The sequence below is a fragment of the Alcaligenes faecalis genome, from assembly GCF_041521385.1.
In the GTDB taxonomy this organism is placed as follows: Bacteria; Pseudomonadota; Gammaproteobacteria; order Burkholderiales; family Burkholderiaceae_B; genus Alcaligenes; species Alcaligenes faecalis_E.
Map to the genome: position 1 here is coordinate 1,336,035 of NZ_CP168006.1, position 24,266 is coordinate 1,360,300.

At 56.7% G+C, this 24,266-nt stretch carries 20 protein-coding genes and 1 other RNA gene; 3 read left to right on the top strand and 18 right to left on the bottom strand.

Features of this window, described 5'->3' with window-relative positions:
- Nucleotides 1–61 precede the first annotated feature (61 nt).
- Nucleotides 62–700 carry an RlmE family RNA methyltransferase gene (locus ACDI13_RS06020; protein ID WP_316990627.1) on the bottom strand — a complete coding sequence of 213 codons (639 nt, stop codon included), beginning with the start codon at nt 698–700 and terminating at the stop codon, nt 62–64.
- A gap of 17 nt (nt 701–717) precedes the next feature.
- Between ACDI13_RS06020 and ACDI13_RS06025 the strand changes: the two genes are divergently transcribed.
- A complete protein-coding gene (locus ACDI13_RS06025) occupies nt 718–1,314 on the top strand; it encodes a YhbY family RNA-binding protein (protein WP_026485246.1) in 597 nt (198 codons plus the stop codon).
- A gap of 96 nt (nt 1,315–1,410) precedes the next feature.
- On the opposite strand, the gene greA is transcribed toward ACDI13_RS06025, so the two are convergent.
- Together greA and ACDI13_RS06035 are read right to left on the bottom strand one after the other, a co-directional pair.
- Entirely contained in the window at nt 1,411–1,887 is a 477-nt protein-coding gene (gene greA, locus ACDI13_RS06030) for a transcription elongation factor GreA (protein WP_153229308.1), read from the bottom strand.
- A 408-nt stretch (nt 1,888–2,295) separates the two neighbouring features.
- A complete protein-coding gene (locus tag ACDI13_RS06035) occupies nt 2,296–3,621 on the bottom strand; it encodes a solute carrier family 23 protein (protein ID WP_316990628.1) in 1,326 nt (441 codons plus the stop codon).
- A gap of 318 nt (nt 3,622–3,939) precedes the next feature.
- Between ACDI13_RS06035 and ACDI13_RS06040 the strand changes: the two genes are divergently transcribed.
- Complete coding sequence (locus ACDI13_RS06040) at nt 3,940–4,578, top strand: histidine phosphatase family protein (protein ID WP_316990629.1); 639 nt, start codon at nt 3,940–3,942, stop codon at nt 4,576–4,578.
- Between the two features lie 185 nt (nt 4,579–4,763).
- On the opposite strand, the gene ACDI13_RS06045 is transcribed toward ACDI13_RS06040, so the two are convergent.
- From ACDI13_RS06045 to carA, 4 genes are all read right to left on the bottom strand, one after another.
- Nucleotides 4,764–5,531, bottom strand: a complete 768-nt coding sequence (locus ACDI13_RS06045) for an SDR family oxidoreductase (protein ID WP_316990630.1) — start codon at nt 5,529–5,531, stop codon at nt 4,764–4,766.
- 13 nt (nt 5,532–5,544) lie between these two features.
- Nucleotides 5,545–6,441, bottom strand: a complete 897-nt coding sequence (lpxO, locus tag ACDI13_RS06050; RefSeq protein ID WP_316990631.1) for a lipid A hydroxylase LpxO — start codon at nt 6,439–6,441, stop codon at nt 5,545–5,547.
- A 141-nt stretch (nt 6,442–6,582) separates the two neighbouring features.
- A complete protein-coding gene (carB, locus tag ACDI13_RS06055) occupies nt 6,583–9,825 on the bottom strand; it encodes a carbamoyl-phosphate synthase large subunit (protein ID WP_316990632.1) in 3,243 nt (1,080 codons plus the stop codon).
- A gap of 8 nt (nt 9,826–9,833) precedes the next feature.
- Nucleotides 9,834–10,997 carry a glutamine-hydrolyzing carbamoyl-phosphate synthase small subunit gene (gene carA / locus ACDI13_RS06060; RefSeq protein WP_316990633.1) on the bottom strand — a complete coding sequence of 388 codons (1,164 nt, stop codon included), beginning with the start codon at nt 10,995–10,997 and terminating at the stop codon, nt 9,834–9,836.
- Between the two features lie 169 nt (nt 10,998–11,166).
- Here carA and tal point away from each other — a divergent pair, with 169 nt between their 5' ends.
- Nucleotides 11,167–12,129, top strand: coding sequence for a transaldolase (gene tal / locus ACDI13_RS06065; RefSeq protein WP_316989066.1), 963 nt, complete (start codon nt 11,167–11,169; stop codon nt 12,127–12,129).
- A gap of 142 nt (nt 12,130–12,271) precedes the next feature.
- Here tal and ACDI13_RS06070 read toward each other — a convergent pair whose 3' ends face one another.
- The 11 genes from ACDI13_RS06070 to ffs all read right to left on the bottom strand — a co-directional run bounded on the left by ACDI13_RS06070 (nt 12,272) and on the right by ffs (nt 24,252).
- Entirely contained in the window at nt 12,272–13,372 is a 1,101-nt protein-coding gene (locus ACDI13_RS06070) for a YncE family protein (protein ID WP_316989067.1), read from the bottom strand.
- Nucleotides 13,373–13,457: 85 nt separating this feature from the next.
- Nucleotides 13,458–15,881, bottom strand: a complete 2,424-nt coding sequence (locus tag ACDI13_RS06075) for a TonB-dependent receptor (RefSeq protein WP_316989068.1) — start codon at nt 15,879–15,881, stop codon at nt 13,458–13,460.
- Nucleotides 15,882–16,075: 194 nt separating this feature from the next.
- On the bottom strand, nt 16,076–17,062 hold the full coding sequence (locus tag ACDI13_RS06080) for a FecR domain-containing protein (protein ID WP_316989069.1): 987 nt from the start codon (nt 17,060–17,062) through the stop codon (nt 16,076–16,078).
- Nucleotides 17,052–17,555 (bottom strand): sigma-70 family RNA polymerase sigma factor, encoded by a 504-nt coding sequence (locus ACDI13_RS06085; protein ID WP_316989070.1) that lies wholly within the window; start codon nt 17,553–17,555, stop codon nt 17,052–17,054. The genes ACDI13_RS06080 and ACDI13_RS06085 overlap by 11 nt, the downstream gene beginning before the upstream one ends.
- A 421-nt stretch (nt 17,556–17,976) precedes the next feature.
- Nucleotides 17,977–18,771 (bottom strand): ABC transporter permease, encoded by a 795-nt coding sequence (locus tag ACDI13_RS06090; protein WP_316989071.1) that lies wholly within the window; start codon nt 18,769–18,771, stop codon nt 17,977–17,979.
- A 1-nt stretch (nt 18,772) separates the two neighbouring features.
- Nucleotides 18,773–19,579, bottom strand: coding sequence for an ABC transporter ATP-binding protein (locus tag ACDI13_RS06095; protein ID WP_316989072.1), 807 nt, complete (start codon nt 19,577–19,579; stop codon nt 18,773–18,775).
- Nucleotides 19,572–20,612 (bottom strand): ABC transporter substrate-binding protein, encoded by a 1,041-nt coding sequence (locus tag ACDI13_RS06100; RefSeq protein ID WP_316989073.1) that lies wholly within the window; start codon nt 20,610–20,612, stop codon nt 19,572–19,574. Before ACDI13_RS06100 ends, ACDI13_RS06095 begins: the two co-directional genes overlap by 8 nt.
- 105 nt (nt 20,613–20,717) lie before the next feature.
- A complete protein-coding gene (gene recR, locus ACDI13_RS06105; RefSeq protein ID WP_316989074.1) occupies nt 20,718–21,329 on the bottom strand; it encodes a recombination mediator RecR in 612 nt (203 codons plus the stop codon).
- Entirely contained in the window at nt 21,329–21,655 is a 327-nt protein-coding gene (locus ACDI13_RS06110) for a YbaB/EbfC family nucleoid-associated protein (RefSeq protein ID WP_094195825.1), read from the bottom strand. The genes recR and ACDI13_RS06110 overlap by 1 nt, the downstream gene beginning before the upstream one ends.
- Before the next feature lie 41 nt (nt 21,656–21,696).
- Nucleotides 21,697–24,039, bottom strand: coding sequence for a DNA polymerase III subunit gamma/tau (dnaX, locus tag ACDI13_RS06115; RefSeq protein ID WP_316989075.1), 2,343 nt, complete (start codon nt 24,037–24,039; stop codon nt 21,697–21,699).
- A gap of 115 nt (nt 24,040–24,154) precedes the next feature.
- Nucleotides 24,155–24,252: signal recognition particle sRNA small type (ffs, locus tag ACDI13_RS06120), an RNA gene on the bottom strand.
- Between the last annotated feature and the right edge of the window lie 14 nt (nt 24,253–24,266).

Genomic DNA, 24,266 nt, shown 5'->3' on the forward strand with positions numbered 1-24,266 from the left:
TACCTGAACAAGCGCCATACATAGTTCATTCTACCCGATTCGAAGACCGGCAAGTCATAAATTACCTGCGCTTCAAGCCCCGGGCAACGAGAAAGGTTTCGGATGATTTATCACGCGAAGCCTTGGGTTTACGCTCGACGACTCTGACAAAATTCTGCTTGAAAGACTCCACGATCTGGGAAAACCCGCTGCCGTGGAAGGCTTTGACAATCAATACCCCTTCATCGGTCAGATGCTGCAGGGCAAATTCCTGTGCCAGCTCGCATAGATGCTGAATGCGGGCGGAATCGGCCGATGCCACACCCGACAAGTTGGGGGCCATATCCGAAATCACAAGGTCTACGGCGGCACCTTTTAAGGAATCTTGCAATTGTTCCAGTACGGAGTCCTCACGAAAGTCGCCTTGCATGAACTCTACCCCGGCAATTGGTTCCATTTCCAATATATCCAGTGCGATAATGCGACCATTGAGCACGCCACCGGAACCGACCATGCGTTCACGTATCAGTTGCGACCAGCTACCCGGTGTTGACCCCAGGTCCACCACCACTTTGCCCTGAACCTGAATCTTCTCCAGATCCAGTATTTCACTGAGTTTGAAGGCCGCGCGCGCGCGATACCCCTTTTGTTGCGCCAATTTGACGTAAGGGTCATTTATGTGCTGCTGAACCCACTCTTTAGAGAATTTTTTCTTGGCCATTCCCGTACAATCTCTTTATGCCAAAACTCAACCTTACACCTCATGAGCGCAGCGAACTTCGTGCTGCTGCTCACGCTCTGCGCCCAGTTGTCCTGATTGGAGACAATGGCCTGACCGACGCCGTGATCAAAGAGATCACCGTCCACCTGCAGGCTCACCAGCTCATCAAGATCCGTGTGGCCGGTGATGACCGTCAGGCTCGTCTGACCATGTTAGAACAAATCTGCGATGCGCTCGATGCTGCCCCTATTCATCATCTGGGCAAAATCCTGACTATCTACAGACCCAATATCGAACGCCCCCCTGTTTTGGGAGCGCCTGTTGAAAAACCGACCCGTGCGGTGCGCAAACCCTCGGAGCCTTACACGCCCAAGAAACTGGCCGCTTCCGGTGTGCAGCGTACGCGCAAAACAGAACGTGCTCGCCGTGCGGAAATGCAAGCTGAACGCAGCAGCACCCAAGAGAAAAAAGCCTCGGCCGCACCACGCAGCGTTCAAAAATTCTCGGCAGTCAAACCCGCTGCCGCGCCCCGTAGCAACACCAACCGTCCTGGCAGCGCCATGTCCCTGCGGGCCGGCGCCCGTCGCGGACTGGGCGGCTCGGGCAAACGCTAAACTGCCGTAAATTATAAGGCCCCCGCACAATGTGCAGGGGCCTTTCTTTTGCGCGCTCGAATCAACAGCCGGACAAACCGGCTGTCAAAGGCCAGATCAAACGTAATTGATCGTCAGGATTTCGTATTCACGAATACCGGCGGGCGCCTTGACCTCGACGACATCGCCCTCGCTCTTGCCAATCAGGGCACGAGCCACAGGGCTGGAGATAGAGATCTTGTTGGCACGGATGTCAGCTTCAACATCGCCCACGATCTGGTAGGTCACGGTGTTGCCGGACTCCAGGTCCTCGATTTCAACCGTCGCACCAAACACGATGCGGCCATCAGCCTGTAGCGCAGCCGGTTCGATGATCTGGGCATTGGACAAAGTGCCTTCCAGCTCGGCAATCCGGCCTTCGATAAAGCCCTGACGCTCACGCGCGGCGTCGTACTCGGCGTTTTCGGACAAATCGCCTTGTGCTCGCGCCTCGGCGATAGCGTTAATTACATCTGGGCGTTCCACCGTCTTGAGGCGGTGTAATTCGACTTGCAAACGTTGTGCGCCCTGCGCAGTCAATGGGATCGCAGACATAGTATTCCTGCTTAACAAGTAAAAGACGCTCCGTAGCGGGAGCGCCTGGAAGATAGGGGGATAACGATGATGGGGCAAACAATCAAACAGGTTGAATCGGCTGACTTGAAAGTCCTGCTGACCCTACAGCGTACATTCCAACACACTGCTCAAGCCAAACCTGCCGGCTGCCCCAATATGGCTTTTCCGACACAGTGAAATTCTGTGGCAGAAAAAAACCCCGCGAAGAACCGGGGTGTGAGATCTATTGTCGGCAAACTGCCTGAAAATAGCAAGCCCCTGTAACCCCTGTACATAAAAACAGAGCTTACAAGGGTGACGGTTTATAACGAGCCGTCGCAAAGGCCGCTGGCAGACGAGCCATCACTCCTGCCCGGCCTGAGCCCGCTTTGATCCGCCGTGGGACGACTACACCATGTTCTGGCGACGGCCTCGTAGCAAAGCATGCAACAAAATAGCACCAAAGGTGGCACAACCGATACCATCCAGACGGATAACGCCAAACTGCAAGGAGAAGTTACCAGCCCCCAGAATCAAGGTGACGGCAGCGACCAGCAAATTGCGGTTGTCGCTGAAATCCACCTGGTTCACTACCCAGATACGGGCACCGGCAATCGCAATCAAGCCAAACACAACGATGGACATGCCACCGAGCACAGGGCCGGGAATGGACTGGATGACGGCTCCAAACTTGGGCGAGAAGCCCAGGAAAATCGCAATCACGGCCGCAAAGGCAAACACCAGCGTGGAGTAGATACGGGTAGCGGCCATCACGCCGATATTCTCAGCGTAAGTCGTTACACCCGTGCCGCCTACGGAGCCGGACAGCATGGTCGCCACGCCATCCCCCACGAAGGCACGCCCCAGATAGCCATCCAGATCCTTGCCTGTCATGGCACTAACCGCCTTGATGTGACCCAGATTCTCGGCCACCAGAATAATGGCAACCGGCACAATCACCGTCATGGCATGGGCCTGGAAGACAGGGGCCGAAAAACTGGGCAACCCCAGCCAGGCGGCCTCGGCAACGGGAGCAAAGTTGATCGGCGTACCGTAGCCCATCACATTGGTGAACACCCAGTACAGCACGCAAGCCAGTGCCAGACCCACCAGAATCAGCAGGCGCTGGGCAAGCCCACGGGTATAGACCGCAATTCCACCCACACACAGCACGGTCATCAAGGCCATCATGGAATCGAAGGTACCGCTACCCATGGCGCCCTTGGCAGCGATGGGTGCCAGATTCAGACCAATCACCGCCACGATCGAGCCGGTCACAACAGGAGGCATCCAGTGGTTGATCAAACGTGCTGCTCCACCCTGGGTTCGGGCATTGAACACCCAGACCAGAATACCGATCAGCGTATAGACCAGGCCACAGATAATAATGGCCCCCAAGGCCACACCAATATTGGGATTGGGGCCGCTGCCGGCATAACCGGTAACGGCAATCACACCGCCAATAAACGCAAAGCTGGAGCCCAGGTAGCTGGGAACCCGGCCACCGACAAACACAAAGAAAATCAGCGTACCGACACCGGACATCAAGATGGCCAGATTGGGATCAAAGCCCATCAACAAGGGAGCCAGAATGGTGGAGCCAAACATGGCCACCACGTGCTGAGCACCCATAGCAATATTTTGCGGCGTGGCCAAACACTCGTCGGGCTGCACGACCGCGTCGGGTTCGCTGCCGGACACACGGCGCCAACGCGGGAAGTAAGACTGAGACATAGGGGTTCCAGAAAAGGAATAAAGAAATACAGCGCAATTCGTTATACGTGGACGCAGCACTCCTGCAAGAGACTGGCCAATTCGTTGAGGCATGATTTTAAACGTGAAAGACTCAACAAGGCACCTGAAAATAAGGCGGTACGCGGTAAACCCCAACATGGATCTGGCCAATCGAGGTTTCAAGCACTATTTGGCGTCGATGCTCACGCTATATGCGGTATATATCCCCTCTATCTGCCTGTGCTTGACTGGCCCATTACAATAGACAATCAGCCTGCCTTTGGCAGTCCGATCCCCTAGCAAAGTGATTACGCCAGCATGAGTACGTCTATTTGTCTGATCCGCCATGGTGAAACCGCCTGGAACGCCGTACGCCGTTTACAGGGCTGGCAGGATATAGAGCTGAACGAGACAGGCCGTGAGCAGGCCCGTGCCCTGCAAAGCCACCTTAATTCCCCGGCATTTCACCTGCCTGTGGACGCCATCTTCAGCAGTGACCTGCAGCGCGCCTCGGAGACGGCGGCGATAGCTTGTCAGCACTGGGATATTGAAATTCAGCAAATCCAGGGACTGCGCGAGCGCGGCTTTGGGACACTGGAGGGCCAGGCATGGGATGCGGCGGGACGCCATGGCCCGGATCAGCCAGACGATACGGTGGATATCGACTACACCGTAGCAGGTGGTGAGTCGCTACGCCAGTTCCAGACTCGGGTACTGGGGTGTTTTGAAGGACTGGCCCAGGCGCATGCTGGCAAGAGCCTACTGGTGTTTGCACATGGTGGCGTTATTGATATGGTCTGGCGCAAGCTGAACCAACAAGCACTGAATGCCAAGCGCACCCAAGCAATTCTTAATACCAGCCTGAATTTCTTCAACATTGATGCAGACTTGAACTGGCGCTGTACCTTATGGGGCCAGTTGCCGCATCTGAATACGGCACTGGACGAGCAAACCTAAGCCATACATAGCCAGAATCAGACCAGCTCCACGTCCGCAACCATCTTCCTTACAATAGCGATGGCCCCTTACCAAGGATAGCCACAGGCACTATTGCGGTTGCGGTCAGAAAAACATAGCCTCCCTTTCAAACCACGATGAGGCCAATAAAGGCCTCAAAAACCAGCTACAGAAAAGAGGATCAGCTATTTTTTATTCAATCGTGGCTTACGAGGTGCCCCACGGGCCAAACGGTCGTACAGCCAGTTTGGCAGCAAACGCATCAGACGGGACACAATGCCCATTGGCCAGGGAATGACCCGATAGGACACGCCCTGCTCTATTGTTTTGCGGGCCTTGCGGGCAAAGTCCTCGGCAGGCATCAAAAACGGCATGGAATACGGATTATGCGCCGTCATGGCCGTACGGATATAGCCGGGAGTAATGGTGACAACGGACACGCCGTGAACCGATAGTTCCAGGCGCAAGCTCTCGCAATACGCAATGACCGCCGCCTTGGAACTGCTGTAAGCACCTGCACCGGGCAAGCCACGTATCCCCGCCACACTGGCAATCCCTACCAATGAACCCTTGCCCGCCGCTTTCATCGTGCTGATAAAGGGCTCAAAGGTCGCTACCATGGCCAACAGATTCGTCTCCACAATGGCTTTGAAAACGGCGAAATCCTCAGTTTCTTCCGTCAAGGTGCCGACACTGATCCCCGCACTGGCAATGACCACATCAATCTTTTGGCCTGTGAACCGCAAAAAATCCTGAGCAGCCTGATGCAGGGCGTCTCTGTCGCGGACATCCACCACATAGATACGGTGCTCACCGGGCAAGCTGTCGGCCAGCGCCTGGAGTTCGTCCTGACGCCGCCCCAACAAACCCAGGCAGGCGCCTTGAGCCGCGTACTCCTGGGCCAACGCTCTACCTAAACCGCTGCTGGCACCCGTGATAAAGACCGTTTGCATCTTTGCCTGCTTTTTACAGGAAAATCAAGGCAGCAATACCCAGCACCAGCAGCCATTTGAGGATGTAGTACAGGGTTTCGTTCTTTCTCTTGATCGCCTTGCCGAAACGACGCACCGCATAAACCGTACCGAAAATACGATTGATACCGCCGGTACGGTCGCCTTCCTGGTTGGGAGCGGCTGCCGCACGCAGCAAGAAACCACCCACCGCATGGTTAATGGCCTGCGCCCAACGGTAACGCATGGGACGCTCTACGTCGGCAAACAGGATGATGCGGTTCTGATCAGTCTTGTTTTCGGCGTAATGAATAAAGGTTTCATCAAACACCACGGCTTCGCCATCACGCCAGTGATAACGCTGGCCATCCACTTCGATATAGCAATCTGGACTATTGGGCGTCATCAGCCCCATGTGAAAGCGCAGTGAACCCGCATAAGGGTCGCGGTGGCGCGGCAAACGGGCTCCCGGCGGCAAGGAGGTGAACATGGCCGCCTTGATCGACGGAATGTCCTTAAGCAGCCGAGTTGTCACCGGGCACAGCTCACGGGCCGACGGGTGGTCGGCGTCATACCACTTCAGGTAAAAACGCGTCCAGCCGGTTTTGAAAAAAGAGTTAAAGCCTGCATCGTTGTACTTGTCCGAAGCCTTGATATGGCCTTCACCAAACAATTGCTCGGCCTCGGCACGGATTTCATCGCAGTGCTCCAGCAGCTTGTTCAGCTCGGGAAAGTGCTTCAGATCCAGATACGGCTTGTTCGGTACGGCTGAAAAACCGTACATAAAGACATTAAGAGGGGCCGTGAACGTGGAATGATCCAGCAACTGGCGAGAAAACCGGTGCCTGACTCGACCCCTGAAGTGCACAATAATTGTGCACACAATAAACAAGGCAAGAATGAACCATTTCACGACATGATCTCCAATGAAGAAAACTTCTGCACTGTGCAAGGCTTGGCCTGCGTGCTGCCCCGATACAAGGGCTTGGCCTTGTCTGATACAAGAATAAAAAAAGGCGCACCTTAACGGTGCGCCTTTCTGACATGGAGCGACTTACGATTTCGCCAGCAGAGCGTGCAGCTCTTGAACCGCGTAAACCTTCAAGCCATCACCATGACGCAAATACTGCAGACCTTGTACCGCCGCTACCGCACCGGCAATAGTGGTGTAGTAGGCCAGATTGGCAGCCAGCGCATGTGTACGGATTGTACGCGAATCGACGATCGCGTTGCGACGCTCTTCAACCGTATTGATGACCAGAGACACTTCGCCATTCTTGATCATGTCCACAATGTGCGGACGACCTTCGGTCACCTTGTTCACCACTTGCACAGCCAGACCGGCCTGTTCAATGGCGCTGGCGGTACCACGGGTGGCCACAACCTTAAAGCCCAGTGAGATCAAACCACGAGCCACTTCCACCGCTTGCGGTTTATCTTGAGCACGCACACTGATGAAGGCCAAGCCCCCTTCCGGCAAGGTGACGCTGGCAGCCATCTGCGACTTCACGAAAGCTTCAGCAAACGAGGTGCCCACACCCATGACTTCGCCGGTGGACTTCATCTCAGGGCCCAGAATCGTGTCCACGCCCGGGAACTTCACGAAGGGGAAGACGGCCTCTTTCACGCTGTAGTAAGACGGCGTGACTTCTTCGGTAATGCCTTGCTGGGCCAGAGTCTGCCCTGCCATGGCACGAGCAGCAATCTTGGCCAGTTGCAAACCCGTTGCCTTGGAGACAAATGGCACGGTACGCGACGCGCGTGGGTTCACCTCCAGCACATACACATCGCCGCCCTGAATGGCGAACTGCACGTTCATCAAGCCCTTTACATTCAGAGCCTTGGCCATCAGTGCGGTCTGGCGCTTGATTTCCGCAACGGTTTCATCGCTGAGCGAATAAGGTGGCAAGCTGCAAGCCGAGTCACCGGAGTGAACACCAGCCTGCTCGATGTGTTGCATCACACCGCCCACAAAGACGCGCTCGCCATCGGCCAGGCAGTCCACGTCCACTTCCGTCGCGTTGTTCAGGAAGTGATCCAGCAGTACGGGTGAGTCATTGCTGACCTTAACCGCTTCGCGCATGTAGCGTTCCAGGTCTTGTTGTTCATGCACGATTTCCATGGCACGGCCACCCAGCACGTAGCTTGGGCGCACCACCAGCGGGTAACCGATTTCGGCAGCCAGAGCGATCGCTTCGCCTTCGGTGCGAGCGGTACGGTTTGGCGGCTGACGCAAGCCCAGCTTGTTCAGCAGTTTCTGGAAACGCTCACGGTCTTCAGCCACGTCAATGGACTCAGGGCTGGTGCCGATGATAGGTACACCATTGGCTTCCAAGGCACGGGCCAATTTCAGAGGCGTCTGGCCACCGTACTGAACGATGGTGCCCACTGGTTTTTCGATGTGGACGATTTCCAGCACGTCTTCCAGTGTCAGAGGCTCAAAGTACAGACGGTCAGACGTGTCGTAGTCGGTAGAAACGGTTTCGGGGTTGCAGTTGACCATGATGGTTTCGTAACCATCTTCGCGCAATGCCAGCGCAGCGTGCACGCAGCAGTAGTCAAACTCGATACCCTGACCAATACGGTTAGGACCACCACCCAGAACAATGATCTTTTTCTTGTCCGAAGGGTTGGATTCGCACTCTTCCTCGTAGGTTGAGTACATATAGGCCGTATCAGTGGAGAATTCGGCCGCGCAGGTGTCCACACGCTTGTAGACAGGACGCACGTTCAACTGGTGACGCAGCTTGCGCACCTCCGATTCCACGGTGTCCAGCAAGAAAGCCAGACGGCGATCGGAGAAACCACGACGCTTCAGACCGAACAAGGTGTCGCGGTCCAGATCGGCCAGCGTCTTTTGTTCCAGAGCCAGTTCAATGTCCACGATCTCTTTGATCTGGGCCAGGAACCAGGGGTCGATCTTGGTCAGGTTGTGAACTTCGTCCAGGGTCAGGCCTTGAGCGAAGGCATCGCCCACGTACCAGATACGTTCTGGGCCAGGTTCGCCCAGCTCAACCTGCAGTTTTTCGCGGTCGGTGGTTTTCTGGTTCAGACCATCCACACCCACTTCCAAACCACGCAGGGCTTTCTGGAAGGATTCCTGGAAAGTGCGGCCAATGGCCATCACTTCACCCACGGACTTCATCTGGGTGGTCAGGCGCGAGTCGGCCTGGGGGAATTTTTCGAAGGCGAAACGTGGCACTTTGGTGACCACGTAGTCGATGGTGGGCTCGAAGGAAGCGGGGGTCGCACCGCCGGTGATTTCGTTCAGCAGCTCGTCCAGGGTGTAACCCACGGCCAGACGCGCAGCGATCTTGGCGATAGGGAAACCCGTGGCTTTGGAAGCCAGAGCCGAGGAACGGGACACGCGCGGGTTCATTTCGATAACGATCATGCGGCCGTTATGGGGGTTCACCGCGAACTGTACGTTCGAGCCACCGGTATCCACACCGATTTCACGCAATACGGCGATCGAGGCATTACGCATGATCTGGTATTCGCGGTCGGTCAGGGTTTGGGCAGGAGCCACGGTGATGGAGTCACCGGTGTGCACACCCATGGGGTCCAGGTTTTCAATGGAGCACACAATGATGCAGTTGTCGGCGCGGTCACGCACCACTTCCATTTCAAACTCTTTCCAGCCCAGCAGGGATTCTTCAATCAGCAGTTCGTTGGTCGGCGATGCTTCCAGACCACGACGGCAGATGGTTTCAAATTCTTCAGGGTTGTAGGCAATACCGCCGCCCGTGCCGCCCAGCGTGAAGCTGGGGCGAATCACGACAGGGAAACCAGCCGTACCGATTTCTTCAGCAATACGCTTTTGAACGGCCCAGGCCTCGTCCATGGAGTGAGCCACGCCGGACTTGGCAGACTCCAGACCGATGGAGGTCATGGCGTCCTTGAACTTCAGGCGGTCTTCGGCTTTTTCAATAGCGTCGGCGTTGGCTCCGATCAGCTCAACACCAAATTTTTCCAGCACGCCATGCTTGGCCAGGTCCAGGGCGCAGTTCAGCGCGGTTTGACCACCCATGGTGGGCAAGAGCGCATCGGGACGCTCTTTTTCAATGATTTTCTCGACAGCTTGCCAGGTGATGGGCTCGATGTAGGTGACGTCGGCCGTATCCGGGTCCGTCATGATGGTGGCCGGGTTGCTGTTGACCAGTACAGTCCGGTAACCCTCGGCCTTCAGGGCTTTACATGCCTGGGCTCCCGAGTAGTCGAATTCACAAGCCTGACCAATGATGATCGGGCCTGCGCCAATGATAAGAATGCTTTTTAAGTCTGAACGCTTTGGCATAGTGCGATTTATTTATTGGCCTGGTGGGCAGCCATCAGGCTGATGAATTTGTCGAACAGCGAGGCAATATCGCGCGGGCCGGGAGTGGCTTCGGGGTGACCCTGGAAGCAAAACGCGGGGCGATCTGTCAACTCGAAGCCTTGCAGGCTCTGGTCGAACAAAGAAATGTGCGTGACCTTGGCATTGGCTGGCAAGGTGGTGGCATCCACCGCAAAACCGTGATTTTGGCTGGTGATGAACACACGACCGCTGGCCAGCTCTTGCACAGGGTGGTTGGCACCGTGGTGGCCGTTTTTCATCTTCAAGGTCTGCGCACCCACGGCCAGACCCAGAATCTGATGGCCCAGGCAAATACCAAACACAGGCAACTTGCGTTCCAACAAACCCTTGCAGGCTTCGATAGCGTAATCGCAAGGCTCTGGATCGCCAGGGCCGTTGGACAGGAACACGCCATCGGGCTCGTACGCCAGCACATCGGCCAGGGGCGTTTGCGCAGGCACGACCGTGACTTTACAGCCACGGTCTGCCAACAGGCGCAGGATGTTGGCCTTGACGCCAAAGTCGTAAGCCACCACGTGAAAGCGCTCGCCTTCGGGCTTGGAGAAACCTCGCCCCAGTTCCCACGAACCTTCGGTCCAGTTGTAGGTTTTGTCGGTGGTAACCACCTTGGCCAAGTCCTGACCTTTCAGGCCAGGGAAAGAGCGGGCCAGTTCCAATGCACGTTCGGCATCATCACCCACCAGAATGCAAGCCCCCATGGAGCCTTTCTCGCGCAAAATGCGAGTCAGCTTGCGGGTGTCGATACCGGAGATGGCCACAACGCCCTGATCTTTCAGGTAGTCGGGCAAGGACTGGGTGGAGCGGAAATTGGACAGGCGGGCGGGACAATCGCGAATGACAAGCCCGGCAGCGTGGGCCTTGTTGGATTCGGAGTCCTCTGGATTGACACCGGTATTACCGATGTGCGGATAGGTAAGCGTAACAATTTGACCGCTGTAGCTTGGGTCTGTCAGGATTTCCTGATAGCCCGTCATGGCTGTATTGAAAACGATCTCAGCAACACAGTGCCCCTCGGCACCGATTGATACCCCTTTGAATAGGGTTCCATCCGCCAGGGCTAGGACGGCACTAGTGATAGTGCGGGACTCCTCAGGAAATAAAGACGGCAGCACGTTAAAAACCCCGGATTCTGAAATTAATATTAAACCTTCTAATTATATGCTCAAACCGTCATTTTCCGGTAGTTTCTCGGAAGTAACACTGAAACCAGGCACGAAAACATGGAAAATCGACTACAGTAATTGATTGGTTTGATGGCTTTGCGATGGACTAGTAACAGACATGACTACTCAGCTTGACTCCCTGCGCCAGTGCACAACCGTAGTCGCCGACACCGGCGATTTTGAAGCGATGCGCGCGTATCGCCCTACCGATGCAACAACCAACCCTTCCCTGATTTTGAAGGCTGTCCAGCAGGCAGCCTATCAACCGTTGCTTGAACGCGTCATCACCGACCACCCTCACGCCAGCCTGGCTGAAACCAGCGATCTGTTGCTGGTTGCCTTTGGCCGCCAGATTCTGGACATTGTTCCTGGCCGCGTCTCCACCGAAGTGGATGCCCGCCTGTCCTTTGACACGCTGGCCAGCGTCGAGCGCGCCCGCCACATCATCCAGCATTACGAAAAAGCCGGTATCACCCGCGAACGGGTACTGATCAAGCTGGCCAGCACCTGGGAGGGCATACAAGCTGCCCGCACACTGCAGGCCGACGGCATCAACTGCAACTTGACCCTGTTGTTCTGCCTGCCGCAAGCCATTGCCTGCGCTCAGGCCAAAGTCACCCTGATCTCACCTTTTGTGGGCCGTATCTACGACTGGTTCAAGAAAGCCGCCGGCCAGAACTGGGACGAGAGCGCCAACCAGGGCGAGAACGATCCCGGCGTGCGCTCGGTACGCAGCATTTACGAATACTACAAAACCTATGACATCCCCACGGAGATCATGGGTGCCAGCTTCCGCAATGTCGGCCAGATCAAGGCCTTGGCCGGTTGCGATCTGCTGACCATCAGCCCGGATCTGCTGGGCCAACTGGATGCAGCCCAAGGTGAAGTCCCCGCCATGCTGGATGTGGCGCGCGCCAAGGCCGTCGCCCCCGAATGGCGGGCCAGCAATGAAATCACTTTCCGTACCGACCTGAACCAGGACGCGATGGCCACTGAAAAGCTGGCCGAAGGCATCCGTCAGTTCACCGCGGATGGCATCAAGCTGGATACCCTGATTCAACAGGCGCGTCAGCAGGCTTGATCACTAGCACTGCGATATAAAAAGGTTTTGTGCCCTGCAAAACCCTGAAAGCAGAAGCCCTGCTTGATCAATAAGGTGATCAGCAAAAAGAATCAGCCCGGCATTGCGCCGGGCTGATTTGCTTTGAACCTTCAGGCTGCAATCAGATCTTGCTCAGATCAATACGCACCACGCTTTCCCGGGCGCTGACCTTGTGGTCAGGGGTAAAAGGCGCTTTCACCGTGACATACAGTTGATCGTCCGGCCCCAGCAGCAGACTGTTGGGATGAGCAGGCAAGCTGTATTCCGCCTTTTTCGCATAGCTGCCCGCATCCAGCACGGACACCTTGCCCTGCTGACGGTGCGACACATACAGCTCGTCGCGCTTGGGGTTATAAACAATATCCAGCGCGTCCCCTACGTCCAGTTGCTCCAGCAGTTTGCCCGTGCTGGCATCGAGTACATAAACCGTTTTTTGATGCTGATTTTCCGTGGCGTATAAACGATTGCGCTTCGGGTCCAGAGCAAAGTTCAGCAAGATCGCCGGTTTGTCCCCAGCAGGTTTCCATCGCTGTTGGATCTGATGCTTGTCCGTATCAATCACCAGCACTTCACCGTCGCCATTGCCTGCGTACATACGGCGATGATCCGTATCCAACAACAAGCCGGTCACCCATTTGCCCGCATTTTCAATGGTGTTGAGCACTTCCATACTGCTCTCGTCCAGCACCCAGATCACCGCCGGATTGCCCACGCCCCCTACATAAAGACGCTTGCGGGCCTCATCCAGCTTCACCGTACGTGGCCCCACCTTGAAACCATCCGTTCCCATATTGCTGAAAGGCGTACGTGTCAGACCACCCTTTTCGCCCAGCTCCACACGAGCAACCGCCGGGTTCAGGCTGTTCGTCATGAACAACACATCCCCCTCGGCATTGCTGCTCAAGCCAAAATTGCTTTCATCGGTGTGAATCACACCCAGCACATCCAGAGTCTGCGGGTCCAGCTTGTAAAGCGCCCCACCCCGTACACCATCAAGCATTTCTGCCGAAGCCACATACAGGGCCTTTTCAGAGGCGCTATACGCCATCTGATAAATCCCGTAAGCCAGCTCCTTGCGCAAGGCGCCATCGGCCGTGATCGAGCTGCGCTGCGCCAACTCTGGGCTCAAGGGCTGCACAGACGGCTGAGTCGGCTGAGCTTGGGCGGTCACGCTCAACAGAGCCGCCGACAGAACGGACACCAAAAAACATCGTTTCAACATTTTGTTTTTCCCTTCCAAGTCCAGGCAGGGCTACGCGGCACCGAAAACCGCCGCAAAGCCCTGCCTGACGTTAACAATCAGCGAATCAGAAATTCACGGAGGCCGACAACATAAACGTGCGCCCTGCCCCGTTCGTAGCAAAATTGCTGGAAGCCAGCCAGTAACGCTTATCGGTCAGGTTTTCGATATTGGCGCGGATCACCACATCCTTGCCGGCGATATCGGTGTAGTAGCGCACACCCACATCAAAGCGGGTCATGGCGGGCAGCTTCAAGGTGTTGGTGTTGTTCAGGTACTGGGACGAGGTGTGAATCACGCGACCATTCAGGCTCAGGCCTGGTACCCAAGGCGTATCCCAATCCAGACCCAGGTTATAGGTGCTGGCAGGTACACCCGGTGCCCGGTTACCTTCATTCACGCCGTTCTGGGTTTTGGTGAGCTTGCCTTGCGTGAAGCCAGCACTGGCCATCATGCGCAAACCAGGCATCAACTCGCCATAAGCACTCAGCTCCAGACCACGGTTGCGCTGCTCGCCAAAGTAGCCATACACATTGTTGCCATCCTCTTGCCCTGCAGGTCGGGCAATCTGCCACAGGGAGGCCGAGGTCATGATGCCGCCCCAATCCACTTTCACACCCGCCTCATACTGACGGGACTTGAAAGGCTTGAGAATCTCGCCCCGGTTGGCGTAGGTGTCGCCCACAATCGTGCCGCGTGTCAGGCCTTCGGTGAAGTTGGCAAAGACCGAGACATTCTCCATGGGCTTGACCACAATCCCCGCCAAGGGCGAGATGGAGCTGGCCCTGTAATCGGCAGTTTTTACACCTGTGGTCGTATTGAAGCTGGTGACATCCACGGTCTGACGACGCGCCCCCACCGTCAGCAAGACACGGTCATCCGCAAAGGACAAGGTATCTGCCACGGCAAAGCTAAGCAGGCCGGTGCTGGATGCCTTTTGCGGTGTCAGCCGCTGTGACGGACCTGCGGGAATAGGTACGGGATTGTAGATATTGGAGTCCGCCACTTCGGTGCCAGGGCTGTAGGCATTGCCCAGCTCCTGATCCATATAGCTCACCCCAAAAGCCAGCTTGTGCGCCACGCGGCCCGTGTCGAAATCCACGCTCAAACCCGCATCGCTGCTTAGCGTTTTGGAATAGGAGTCATAGAACGTGGAGATCACGCTGAAATTGCCATCGGCATCCACAGACTGGCGTACATTGGGATTCCCCGGTTCCACATTCACCGGGAAAATCTGGCGATTCTTGCCATGACGGTAGCCGACCCCGATATGCCCGGTTACCGAATCGCTGAAGTCATACTCCAGACGGGACATGATGGTGTTGTCGCGTTGGCTCAGGCGAGTGCCGGGGTAGAAATTGGTACGGCCATCAGGTGGTGCGGGCAGTTCGGTCAAGTCGCGTTGAAAGCCAATTTGCGAACGGATATTTTCCAGCGTGTCTTCCTGGTGGATGACATCCGCAGACCAGCGCAAACGGGCGCCTCTATAGTCCACGCCCAAGGCGGCCATGCCCAGATCCTGCTTGCCATCGCGCGACGTGGCCTCCCCACCGCGCTTGACGCCGTTAAAGCGCACGCCCCACTCCTTGTTTTCACCAAAACGGCGGCCCACATCCAGCTGTGCCGTCACGTTTGCCTGGCTGACATAACTGGCCGTCACACGGGTCAGAGGCTCGTCCTCGGCCCGCTTGGTCACCAGATTGATCGCCCCGCCTATACTCCCTCCGGGCGGGATACCCCGCATCAGGGTACCGGGTCCTTTCAGGACTTCCACACGCTCCAGAATCTGCACGGGCACACGGCTGGAAGACACCAGGCTGTACAAGCCGTTCACGCTGACATCGCCACTACCTACCGCAAAGCCGCGAATCACAAAGTCCTCGCCAAAACCGCCGGTAGAGGTCGTCGTACGCACCGCCGCATCATTGACCACCACATCGGCCAGCGTTCTGGCTTGCTGGTCGTAGAGCAGCTCGGAGGTGTAGTTGGTGGTGCTAAAGGGGTTATCCATGACATCCACGGAACCCAGCAAACCCAGGCTACCCCCTGTTGCCACTTGCCCGCCCGCATAGGCGGGCGACAAGTCGCCCAGAATCCCGCCCTTGACGGTAATAGTGGACAGCTCGGCCACCGAGGCGGTTGGGTCCGGCGTCAGGCTGATGGTATTGCCCTTGCGCTTGTACGTGATGCCCGTGCCCGCCAGCAACTGCTGCAAAGCCTGCTCAGGGGAATAGCTGCCCGACAAGGCCGGCGCCTGATGACCATCCACCAACTCCTGAGAGAAGAAGATCTGTACCGAGGCCTGCTGCCCCAACTGCAACAAGGACTTGCTAAGGGGCTGCACAGGAAGATGGATGGAGGTGGCTTGAGCCTGCGCACGTACGTCCAGCGGCAAGGCGCTGACGGCGCAGGCCAGGCTGATTGCCAGAATCGTCAAGCGTGTATTGATCGCGGGCTTGTTGCGCCACACAGAAGAGGTCGGTGTATTCACAGTCTGACTAGGTCCAAAGAGTAGCAAGGCACGCCCAAGGCGGCCTCAAGGCAAGGTGATGGGCGCTGCCGTCTGCGACATAAAACAGCTCCCCTTACTCTATCGACGAACCAGAATCAAAACACCGGAACAAAAATGAGAATTATTTTTGATAAATAAAAAGTAGAGCCTGGATTGCCAGGCAAACTCGGGCTCTATTCGCTGATTCGCAATTGTCCGCTGGGCAAGGTTTGAACTTTCACTGGCACCAGATCGGGCAAGGTATGAATCAGGGCCAAAGGCTCATTCACACTGAAAACCCCGGCTACCTTGTAACTTGCAAAACGAGGCGCATCGAAAACGGCCGCTTGCGGCAAGTAACGATTGATCTGCGCTACCGCCCGCTCCAATGGCGTGTTCTCGAACACAATCATGCCGTTACGCCACGCCAGGCTGGTATCCAGATCCGCCTTTTGTACCTGTCCCAGAGGAGCATCCTCAGCCGTGTAAACGAATTGCCCACGCTCCAGCAAGCGGGTATCCCGGTCCCACCAGGCCCCCTGCTGCACCTTCACCGAGCCGGACTCTACTGTCACCTGCAATTGCTGCTGCTCATGCAGAACATTGAAGCGCGTGCCTGTCACCACCACCCGGTTCTGCCCGGCATGCACCACAAACGGGCGAGACCGATCAGGCTGCACATCAAAGAACACCTCGCCTGCATACAGGTCAACGACACGCTCATTCTCGTAAAAACGAATCTGGGCGCGTGTGCCAGTATTGGCCATCAAGGTAGAGCCATCAGGCAGACGCAATTCTTCGTGCAGCCCGCGTGGGGTCGTCAATGTGGCTTGATAGGAAGGCTCAGTATCCAGGCTAGCCCGTATGCCTACAGCGGCAAGCACACCCGCCGCACACAGCCCCGCCGTCATGCCCCAGGCAAAACGACGGCGTGGCTTGTTGACCGGGGCCGATGGGCGCGAAGCCCGCAAGGCAGCCCGCAGCTCGGACTCGGGAATCTGCAAGGTCGCTTGCCAGATCGCCTCCAGATGACGGTAACAGCGATCATGCTCCTGATCGGACTGACGCCATTGCTCGAAGGCACGCCAATCCTCGGGCGAGGCCTCACCCGAGCGCAGATGAGAAAACCAGGCGGCCGCCTGATCCTGTGCGGTCGCTGCGTTCAGGACATCAGGGGGCATACTTCTGTAACCTTGTACTCAAATGTCGCAACGCTTTGTTCATGTGCTTTTCCACCATGGCACGGGAAATACCCAGTTCTCTGGCAATCTCGGCATGGGAGCTTCCCTCCAGGCGCTGGTAAATATACACCTGCCTGCAAATGTCCGGCAGTTCATCCAGCACCGTTCTTAAATCATTGACCATCTGGCTGGAATACACCTGGGACTCCGGACCAGTTGCCAAGGGATGCTCGGATTCATGCAACTCGTGCAAAGGCACCATGGGCAGCTTTTCCTCCCGCCTGTGCCGGTCGATCAGACCGTTGGAGGTACTGCGTTGCAGATAGGCCGCCGGATTATCGGCCGAAACCGAGCCGTTTTCCAGTATGCGCAGCACGGCGTCGTGCATGGCATCTTCCACATCGTGATCAACGTGAGATCGACGACGCCACGCCCCCAGCAGCTCGCTGTAGTGAGCAAGCCAGGTTTTACGAAAGGCACGGCGGTCGGACATGAAAGCAAAGAGCCTGCAAGGAAAGGAGAAGGCTGATAATAACAACAATTCTCATTTCCAAACAAATGAACGCTCGCTGTTTTTCTCCGTACCGCCAAAAGCCCCCCACACCCTGGCAAGCTTTGGGGCATCACGTTCTTCTGGCTCAGTACATCGACGTTCTTTCAACACTCGCACAGCAAGCTGATCTGCGGACACTTCTTCTCGTCGTCCTCCCAGAAAACAGGCGGATAAATATCTACAGCCTGCTGCGTCACTACCGGCGTTTGCCAGCGTCAGGAACGAAAATCTGCTGTTTTCAAAGCCGTTTCATCGTACCTGCTGCCCCAGTGATCACGCGGTACAGTCCAGAGAACGAACCAGCATAAAAAACGACTCCTGTTTCAGGAGCCGTTTTTCTCAACACTTGGGCCAACGGTAATCAGAGCTTTTCTGTACCACCACCTTGTGGCCGCCAAGCCAACAAGCGATCTTCAAACACACTGACCAGCCCATCCAGAATCAGCGCAAATACCGTGAGCACCACAATACCGGCAAACACTGTATTCACATCCAATGTGCCTTCGGCCTGCAGGATCAGGTAGCCTACTCCGCTGGCAGAGCCCAGATATTCACCCACCACGGCGCCCACAAAGGCCAGACCGACCGAGGTGTGCAAGCTGGAAAATACCCAGCTAGTGGCCGAAGGAATGTAGACATGGCGCAGCAACTGACGACGGCTGGCACCCAGCATACGGGCATTGTCCAGCAAGGTGGAGCTGACTTCACGCACACCCTGGTAGACGTTGAAGAACACGATGAAAAACACCAGTGTTACGGCCAGAGCCACTTTGGACCAGATACCCAGGCCAAACCACATACCGAAAATCGGCGCCAGAATGACGCGCGGCATGGAATTGGCAGCGGTCAGGTACGGGTCCAGCAAGGCCGCCGCACGGGGCGAGAGACCCAGCCACAGACCGCATGCCAGACCGGCAATCGTACCGATAGCAAAAGCCAGCAGGGTTTCGCTCAAGGTCACCCCTAGGTGCAGGTAAATATCCCCGTTGGTGACGAACCAGGCCCAGATCACCTTGACCACTTCCAGTGGCTGGCCAAAGAAGAAGGCGACTTTGGGGTCCAGCGTAAAGAAGTGCCAGGCCGACAAAATGACAACGAGCAGCGAGATTTGCCAGCCACGCAGGGCCAGCTTGGATTGAGTAATGGATTTAGACATATCAGGCGCGCTTTTGCTGGGCATAGCCCTTTAGAACCTCATCACGCAAGACGGCCCAGATTGCCGCATGCAATTCGACAAAGCGGGGGTCGTTGCGTACTTCGGCCACGTCACGAGGGCGTGGAAGATCGACATGAAATTCGCCGATGGGATGAGTGCCCGGCCCGGCTGACAGAACCACCACTCGATCGCTCATGGCAATGGCTTCGTCCAGGTCGTGAGTGATGAACAGCACAGCTTTACGCTGCGCCATCCAAATCTCCAGCACTTCATTTTCCATCAATTGACGGGTCTGAATGTCCAGCGCCGAAAAGGGTTCGTCCATCAGAATGATGTCGGGATCACGAATCAGGGTCTGAGCCAGCATGACGCGTTTGCGCATACCGCCCGACATTTGATGCGGATAACGATCCTCGAAACCACCCAGGCCGACTCGTTTGAGCCACTCCTGGGCACGGGCGCGGGCCTCGTCCTGCGGGACACCGGCAAACTCCAGACCGGCCATCACGTTGGATTCAGCACTGCGCCAGGGCATCAGTGCTTCGCCCTGGAACATGTAGCCAGCGCGCTCGTTCACCCCTTCCAGGGGTTTGCCGAACACACGCACTTCGCCCGACGAAGGGCTGAGCAAACCCGCCCCTACGTTCAGGAGCGTGGACTTGCCGCAGCCCGTTGGGCCTACAACCGACACAAATTCGCCTGGGGCAATACTCAGGCTGGCGTCACGAACCGCTGTGTACGTACCTTTGCCATCCCGGGAGGCAAAAACACAGCTGATGTTATCTAAAGAAAGTGCCGCCTCAGACATTGGGATACTTCTTGTTGGCGTTGTCAGCAAATTCGTTGGTGTAGATTTTGCTGATATCAATCTTGGAGGCGTCCAGATTCGGCACAAAAGCGGCCAGTGCGTTCAAGGCGGTCGCCGGGCCATCAGCATCCACCAGGCCATTGGGCGAGAGTGCTTCCCTATTGGCCTCCAGGCATTGCTTGTAGAGCTCTACATCTCCCAGCAGATAGGTCGCCGGCACGGTCTTGGCAATGGTTTCAGCGTCGTTGGCCTGAATCCATTTGTCGGCGCGCACAATGGCGTTAGCCAGCGCCTGAGCCGTTTTCGGATTCTGGGTGATGAAGTCTTCAGAGGCGTACAAGCAGGCCGAAGGCATATTGCCACCAAAAATAGCCTTGGTATCGGCAAGGGTACGGGTGTCCGCAATGACGCGCACTTCGTTTTCCTTGAGCAAGGTGCCGATCACCGGATCCAGGTTGGCCATGGCATCAATCTGACCCGTACGCATGGCGGTGACAGCACCGGCACCCGCACCTACGCCGATAAAGGCCACGTCAGACGGCTTCAGACCGTTTTGCTCCAGGTAGAAGTTGACCATCATATTGGTCGAGGAGCCCGGTGCGGTCACACCGATCTTCTTGCCTTTCAAGTCAGCAGGCGACTTATAGTCAGCCATCGTCTTGTTGGACACGGCTAAAACGATAGCCGGCGCACGTCCCTGCTGCACAAAGGCTCGGTACATCTGCCCTTTGGACTGCAGATTGATGGTGTGCTCAAACGCACCCGATACCACATCGGCGCTACCGCCGACGACGGCTTGCAGTGCTTTGGAACCACCCGCAAAGTCCGCTACCTTGACATTGAGACCTTCGTCTTCAAAGTAACCATTGATCTCCGCAATGGACAAAGGCAGATAATAGATCAACGCCTTACCACCCACGGCAATCGTCAGGTTTTTTTTCTCGATTTCCTGCGTACGGCCCAGCGACGGTAACGACAGCGCAAGACCCGATGCTCCAACCAGTTTAAGCGCATGACGACGAGTCAGTTTCATGGCAACCCCCTTCTTGTTGTTGGTCATTAATTATTTAGGTTTGATACTTATACTAAAAAACAAAGGGAGGTGTCCCCCCCTTGTCCGCTAAGCGGTCAAAACCGATTACGTGGCGCGACGCTCCATTAAAGCCCAGGCAATGGTACTGGGGTCTACATACTCCAGCTCGCTACCGGCTGGCACACCGCGGGCCAGCCGAGTCACTTTCAAACCCTGGCTAGTGAGCATTTCCGCCAGATGATGGGCGGTGGTTTCGCCCTCTGCGGTGAAATTGGTCGCTAGAATCACTTCCTGCACTTGGCCATCACTGGCTCGCTCTAGCAAGCGGTCAAATTGCAAGGCATCCGGCCCTACGCCTTCAAGTGGCGTCAAGCGCCCCATCAGCACATAGTAAAGACCTCGATAGCCATGCGTGGCCTCGATCATGTTTTGATCGGCAGGTGTTTCCACCACACACAACAACGCCGGATCACGGCGGGGATTGGCACAGGTTTCACAAATAGCTTGGACTGTAAAACCATTGCAACGCTGACAGTGTTGCAGTGCCGTCGTGGCATGTTCAAGAGCCCGGCTCAATTGGTCGGCGCCTACCAGGTCATGTTGCAACAAGTGGTAAGCCATGCGGCGAGCACTACGCTCGCCCACACCGGGCAGCCGACGCAGAGCCTGGATCAGAGCCCGCAGCGGTTCGGGCTCTGCGATCTGCGGCTCGTTCATTAGAATGGAAGCTTCATACCGGGAGGCAGTGGCAGGCCAGCGGTAACACCCGCCATTTTTTCCTGCGAGGTTGCCTCGGCTTTGCGCTGTGCATCGTTAAAGGCAGCAGCAATCAAATCTTCCAGCATCTCTTTTTCGTCTTCCAGCAGGCTGGGGTCGATAGAGACACGGCGCACATCGTGGCGGCAGTTCATGATGACCTTGACCAGACCACCACCGGAAACGCCCTCGACCTCGATATCGGCCAAGGCTTCCTGGGCCTTTTTCATGTTTTCCTGCATTTGCTGCGCCTGGCGCATCAAGCCGGCAATCTGACCTTTCATCATGGTTTGGTTTTCCTGATTGATATAAATTGACAAGGGGCCCTTCAGGCGGCCCGAACCAAAGGAGTCGCCTTGATTGACCCGGCTTTGACACTGGCGTCAAAGTCCTGGATCAGGCTCAAGACAAAGGGATCCTGGGCAACCTGCTCTTCGGCCTGTCGCTGACGCTCGGCCAGCTTGGCCTGCTCCACGGCATGCGCGGTAGCATCGCCTGTATCCCCGTATTCGATCACCAACTGAATGGACTGGGCAAAATATTCCGACAACACGGTGCGCAAGCGCGCTTTGCCCTGGCTTCCTTCAGTGGCCTTGATTTTGGCACGCAGGTGGATTTCCTGGCCTTTCACGCCCAGCCATTCACTTTGGCGGGCCAGCTCAGCGGCCCAGCCACTTAAGGGCAAGCTGGTGGCCACTTCGGGCCAGGTTTCCGGTTTCATGCCACCCAGTCGCACAGTGCGCGGGCTGTCCGCACCGCTTTGCGGCACGGGCAAACCCAGCTCGGTGTCGGGCATGAAGCGATCAGACATGGACACCGATGGCACATCGCCGTCTTCCTCGGCACGGGCCGCGTCCATATCCAAAGGCTGGTAATTCTCGAACTCTTCGTCCATGCCCTCGGACAACCAGGCGGGCTCTTCCGGGCCATCCTGGGTGGAGGCGGCTGGCGGAGCGTCTGCTAGCACGGGTTCTACTCGGGCCGCGGCCTGAGCTTGAGACGACATCAGGGGCTGAGCACTGCTCTTGCCCTGGGCGTTGGAGGACTCTTCTGCTGCAGGGTCCGCAGAGGAACCTGCCTGACTTGCTGAAGAGGACTCTGCGGCTGGCTGGACTGACGGGGCGGATGGAGTCGATGGCGCTTGGGTGGTTTCAACAGCACTGCCGTCGACAACTGCGGTCACAGCTTCTTGAGCTTGACTTGTTGCAGAACGAGCCTCAAAACCTGCATCTGCCGGGGCAGACGCAGAAGATTCATCGCTGGCAGCAGCACTGGCAGACTCGGGAGCATCTTCCCAGGCAGGGACAAAATCGTCGTCAGCAGGGATGGCTTCTGCAACGGGCGCTGCTTGGGCTGCATGTTCACTGGCAACATCAACAGCCGGGGCAACTACCGCGGCAGCGGCCTTTGGATCAATCACAGGCTGGGGTGTTTGTGTTGCCTGTACTGCTTGAGCACCCTGCGCAGCTTGCTGTACAGGTGCGGCAGAGGCGGCGGCATCAACAGGGCTTGCAGAAGCAGCCTGAGCCGCACCAGCAGTATCAGACCCCGAAGGCCCTGCTGGCGGTGGCACATAGGCTGAAACAGGCTCGGGCAGCAAGGCCAGCATCCGCAAGCACGCCATCACAAAACCGGCGTACTCATCCGGCGCCAAAGACAGTTCCTGGCGACTATGCACCGCGACCGAATAAAACAACTGCACATGATCGGGCGAGAGCGTGGGCGCCAATTGCCGCACCGCCTCTGCCAAGGGGTCATCGTCCGAAATCGTGCCAGGGATGCGCTGCTCGATGGCGATACGAGACAACAAGGTTGCCAAGTCCGCCAAAGCCCCCGAATAAGACAGGCCACGCAAGGCCAGATCATCGGCCACTCCCATAATGGCCTGTGCATCATAAGCGACCAAGGCTTGCAGCAATTGCGCCAAATGACGTTGATCAATCGTGCCCAGCATGGCTTGTACAGCCTGGGCGCTAAGGTCGCCCGCGCTATAGGCAATGGCCTGATCGCTTAGCGACAAGGCATCCCGCATGGAGCCGTCGGCAGCCTGCGCCAGCAAACGCAAGGCGGGCAGCTCGAACTGCATGTCCTCTTGGGACAGAATGTCCTGCAGATGGCCCACAATCGCGGGCACCGTCATCTGCTTCAAATTGAATTGCAGACAGCGCGACAAGACGGTGACAGGAATCTTTTGCGGATCGGTCGTGGCCAGAATGAATTTAACGTGCGCAGGCGGTTCTTCCAGCGTCTTGAGCATGGCGTTGAACGCATGCCCGGTCAACATGTGAACTTCGTCAATCATGTAGACCTTGTAGCGGCCCGAGCTGGGGGCATAAACCGCCTGCTCCAGCAGTTGGGTCATCTCTTCCACACCGCGATTGGAAGCCGCGTCCAGCTCGACATAATCAATAAAACGGCCAGCATCAATCTCGGTACACGCGCGGCAAACACCACAGGGCTTGGAGGTGATGCCGGTTTCGCAGTTCAGCGACTTGGCCAGAATACGCGACAAGGTGGTCTTGCCCACGCCGCGTGTGCCCGTAAACAGCCAGGCATGGTGCAGACGCTGAGTATCCAGGGCATGCGTCAAAGCGCGCACCACGTGGTCCTGACCAACCAAGGTGTCAAAGGAACGGGGGCGCCACTTGCGGGCCAGAACGAGATAGGTCATGCGAATTCCGGACGGCGTGAACCATCAATACAAATAAGCGAAAGGAAAAGTGTACCGGATTCGGTGCTGAAGGGAAGCAGACAGATCGGGCGCGCATAACCCGACAAGCAAATGAAGTGGCGAGCCTGACTCCGGCACTGATTCTGCACGGCTGTGGCTGCTTCGTTCCCGACCTGACCAGATTCACCGCCGAACCATGCGGAGGGGCCCGCCGACCAATAGTGTAG

Coding starts and splice junctions, on each gene's coding strand:
- dnaX (WP_316989075.1), bottom strand. CDS start 24,039: ATGACCTATCTCGTTCTGGCCCGCAAGTGGCGCCCCCGTTCCTTTGAC.
- ACDI13_RS06085 (WP_316989070.1), bottom strand. CDS start 17,555: ATGTCCGACCGCCGTGCCTTTCGTAAAACCTGGCTTGCTCACTACAGC.
- ACDI13_RS06095 (WP_316989072.1), bottom strand. CDS start 19,579: ATGTCTGAGGCGGCACTTTCTTTAGATAACATCAGCTGTGTTTTTGCC.
- ACDI13_RS06110 (WP_094195825.1), bottom strand. CDS start 21,655: ATGATGAAAGGTCAGATTGCCGGCTTGATGCGCCAGGCGCAGCAAATG.
- ACDI13_RS06025 (WP_026485246.1), top strand. CDS start 718: ATGCCAAAACTCAACCTTACACCTCATGAGCGCAGCGAACTTCGTGCT.
- ACDI13_RS06090 (WP_316989071.1), bottom strand. CDS start 18,771: ATGTCTAAATCCATTACTCAATCCAAGCTGGCCCTGCGTGGCTGGCAA.
- tal (WP_316989066.1), top strand. CDS start 11,167: ATGACTACTCAGCTTGACTCCCTGCGCCAGTGCACAACCGTAGTCGCC.
- greA (WP_153229308.1), bottom strand. CDS start 1,887: ATGTCTGCGATCCCATTGACTGCGCAGGGCGCACAACGTTTGCAAGTC.
- ACDI13_RS06035 (WP_316990628.1), bottom strand. CDS start 3,621: ATGTCTCAGTCTTACTTCCCGCGTTGGCGCCGTGTGTCCGGCAGCGAA.
- ACDI13_RS06100 (WP_316989073.1), bottom strand. CDS start 20,612: ATGAAACTGACTCGTCGTCATGCGCTTAAACTGGTTGGAGCATCGGGT.
- ACDI13_RS06070 (WP_316989067.1), bottom strand. CDS start 13,372: ATGTTGAAACGATGTTTTTTGGTGTCCGTTCTGTCGGCGGCTCTGTTG.
- ACDI13_RS06040 (WP_316990629.1), top strand. CDS start 3,940: ATGAGTACGTCTATTTGTCTGATCCGCCATGGTGAAACCGCCTGGAAC.
- recR (WP_316989074.1), bottom strand. CDS start 21,329: ATGAACGAGCCGCAGATCGCAGAGCCCGAACCGCTGCGGGCTCTGATC.
- ACDI13_RS06080 (WP_316989069.1), bottom strand. CDS start 17,062: ATGCCCCCTGATGTCCTGAACGCAGCGACCGCACAGGATCAGGCGGCC.
- ACDI13_RS06020 (WP_316990627.1), bottom strand. CDS start 700: ATGGCCAAGAAAAAATTCTCTAAAGAGTGGGTTCAGCAGCACATAAAT.
- carB (WP_316990632.1), bottom strand. CDS start 9,825: ATGCCAAAGCGTTCAGACTTAAAAAGCATTCTTATCATTGGCGCAGGC.
- ACDI13_RS06045 (WP_316990630.1), bottom strand. CDS start 5,531: ATGCAAACGGTCTTTATCACGGGTGCCAGCAGCGGTTTAGGTAGAGCG.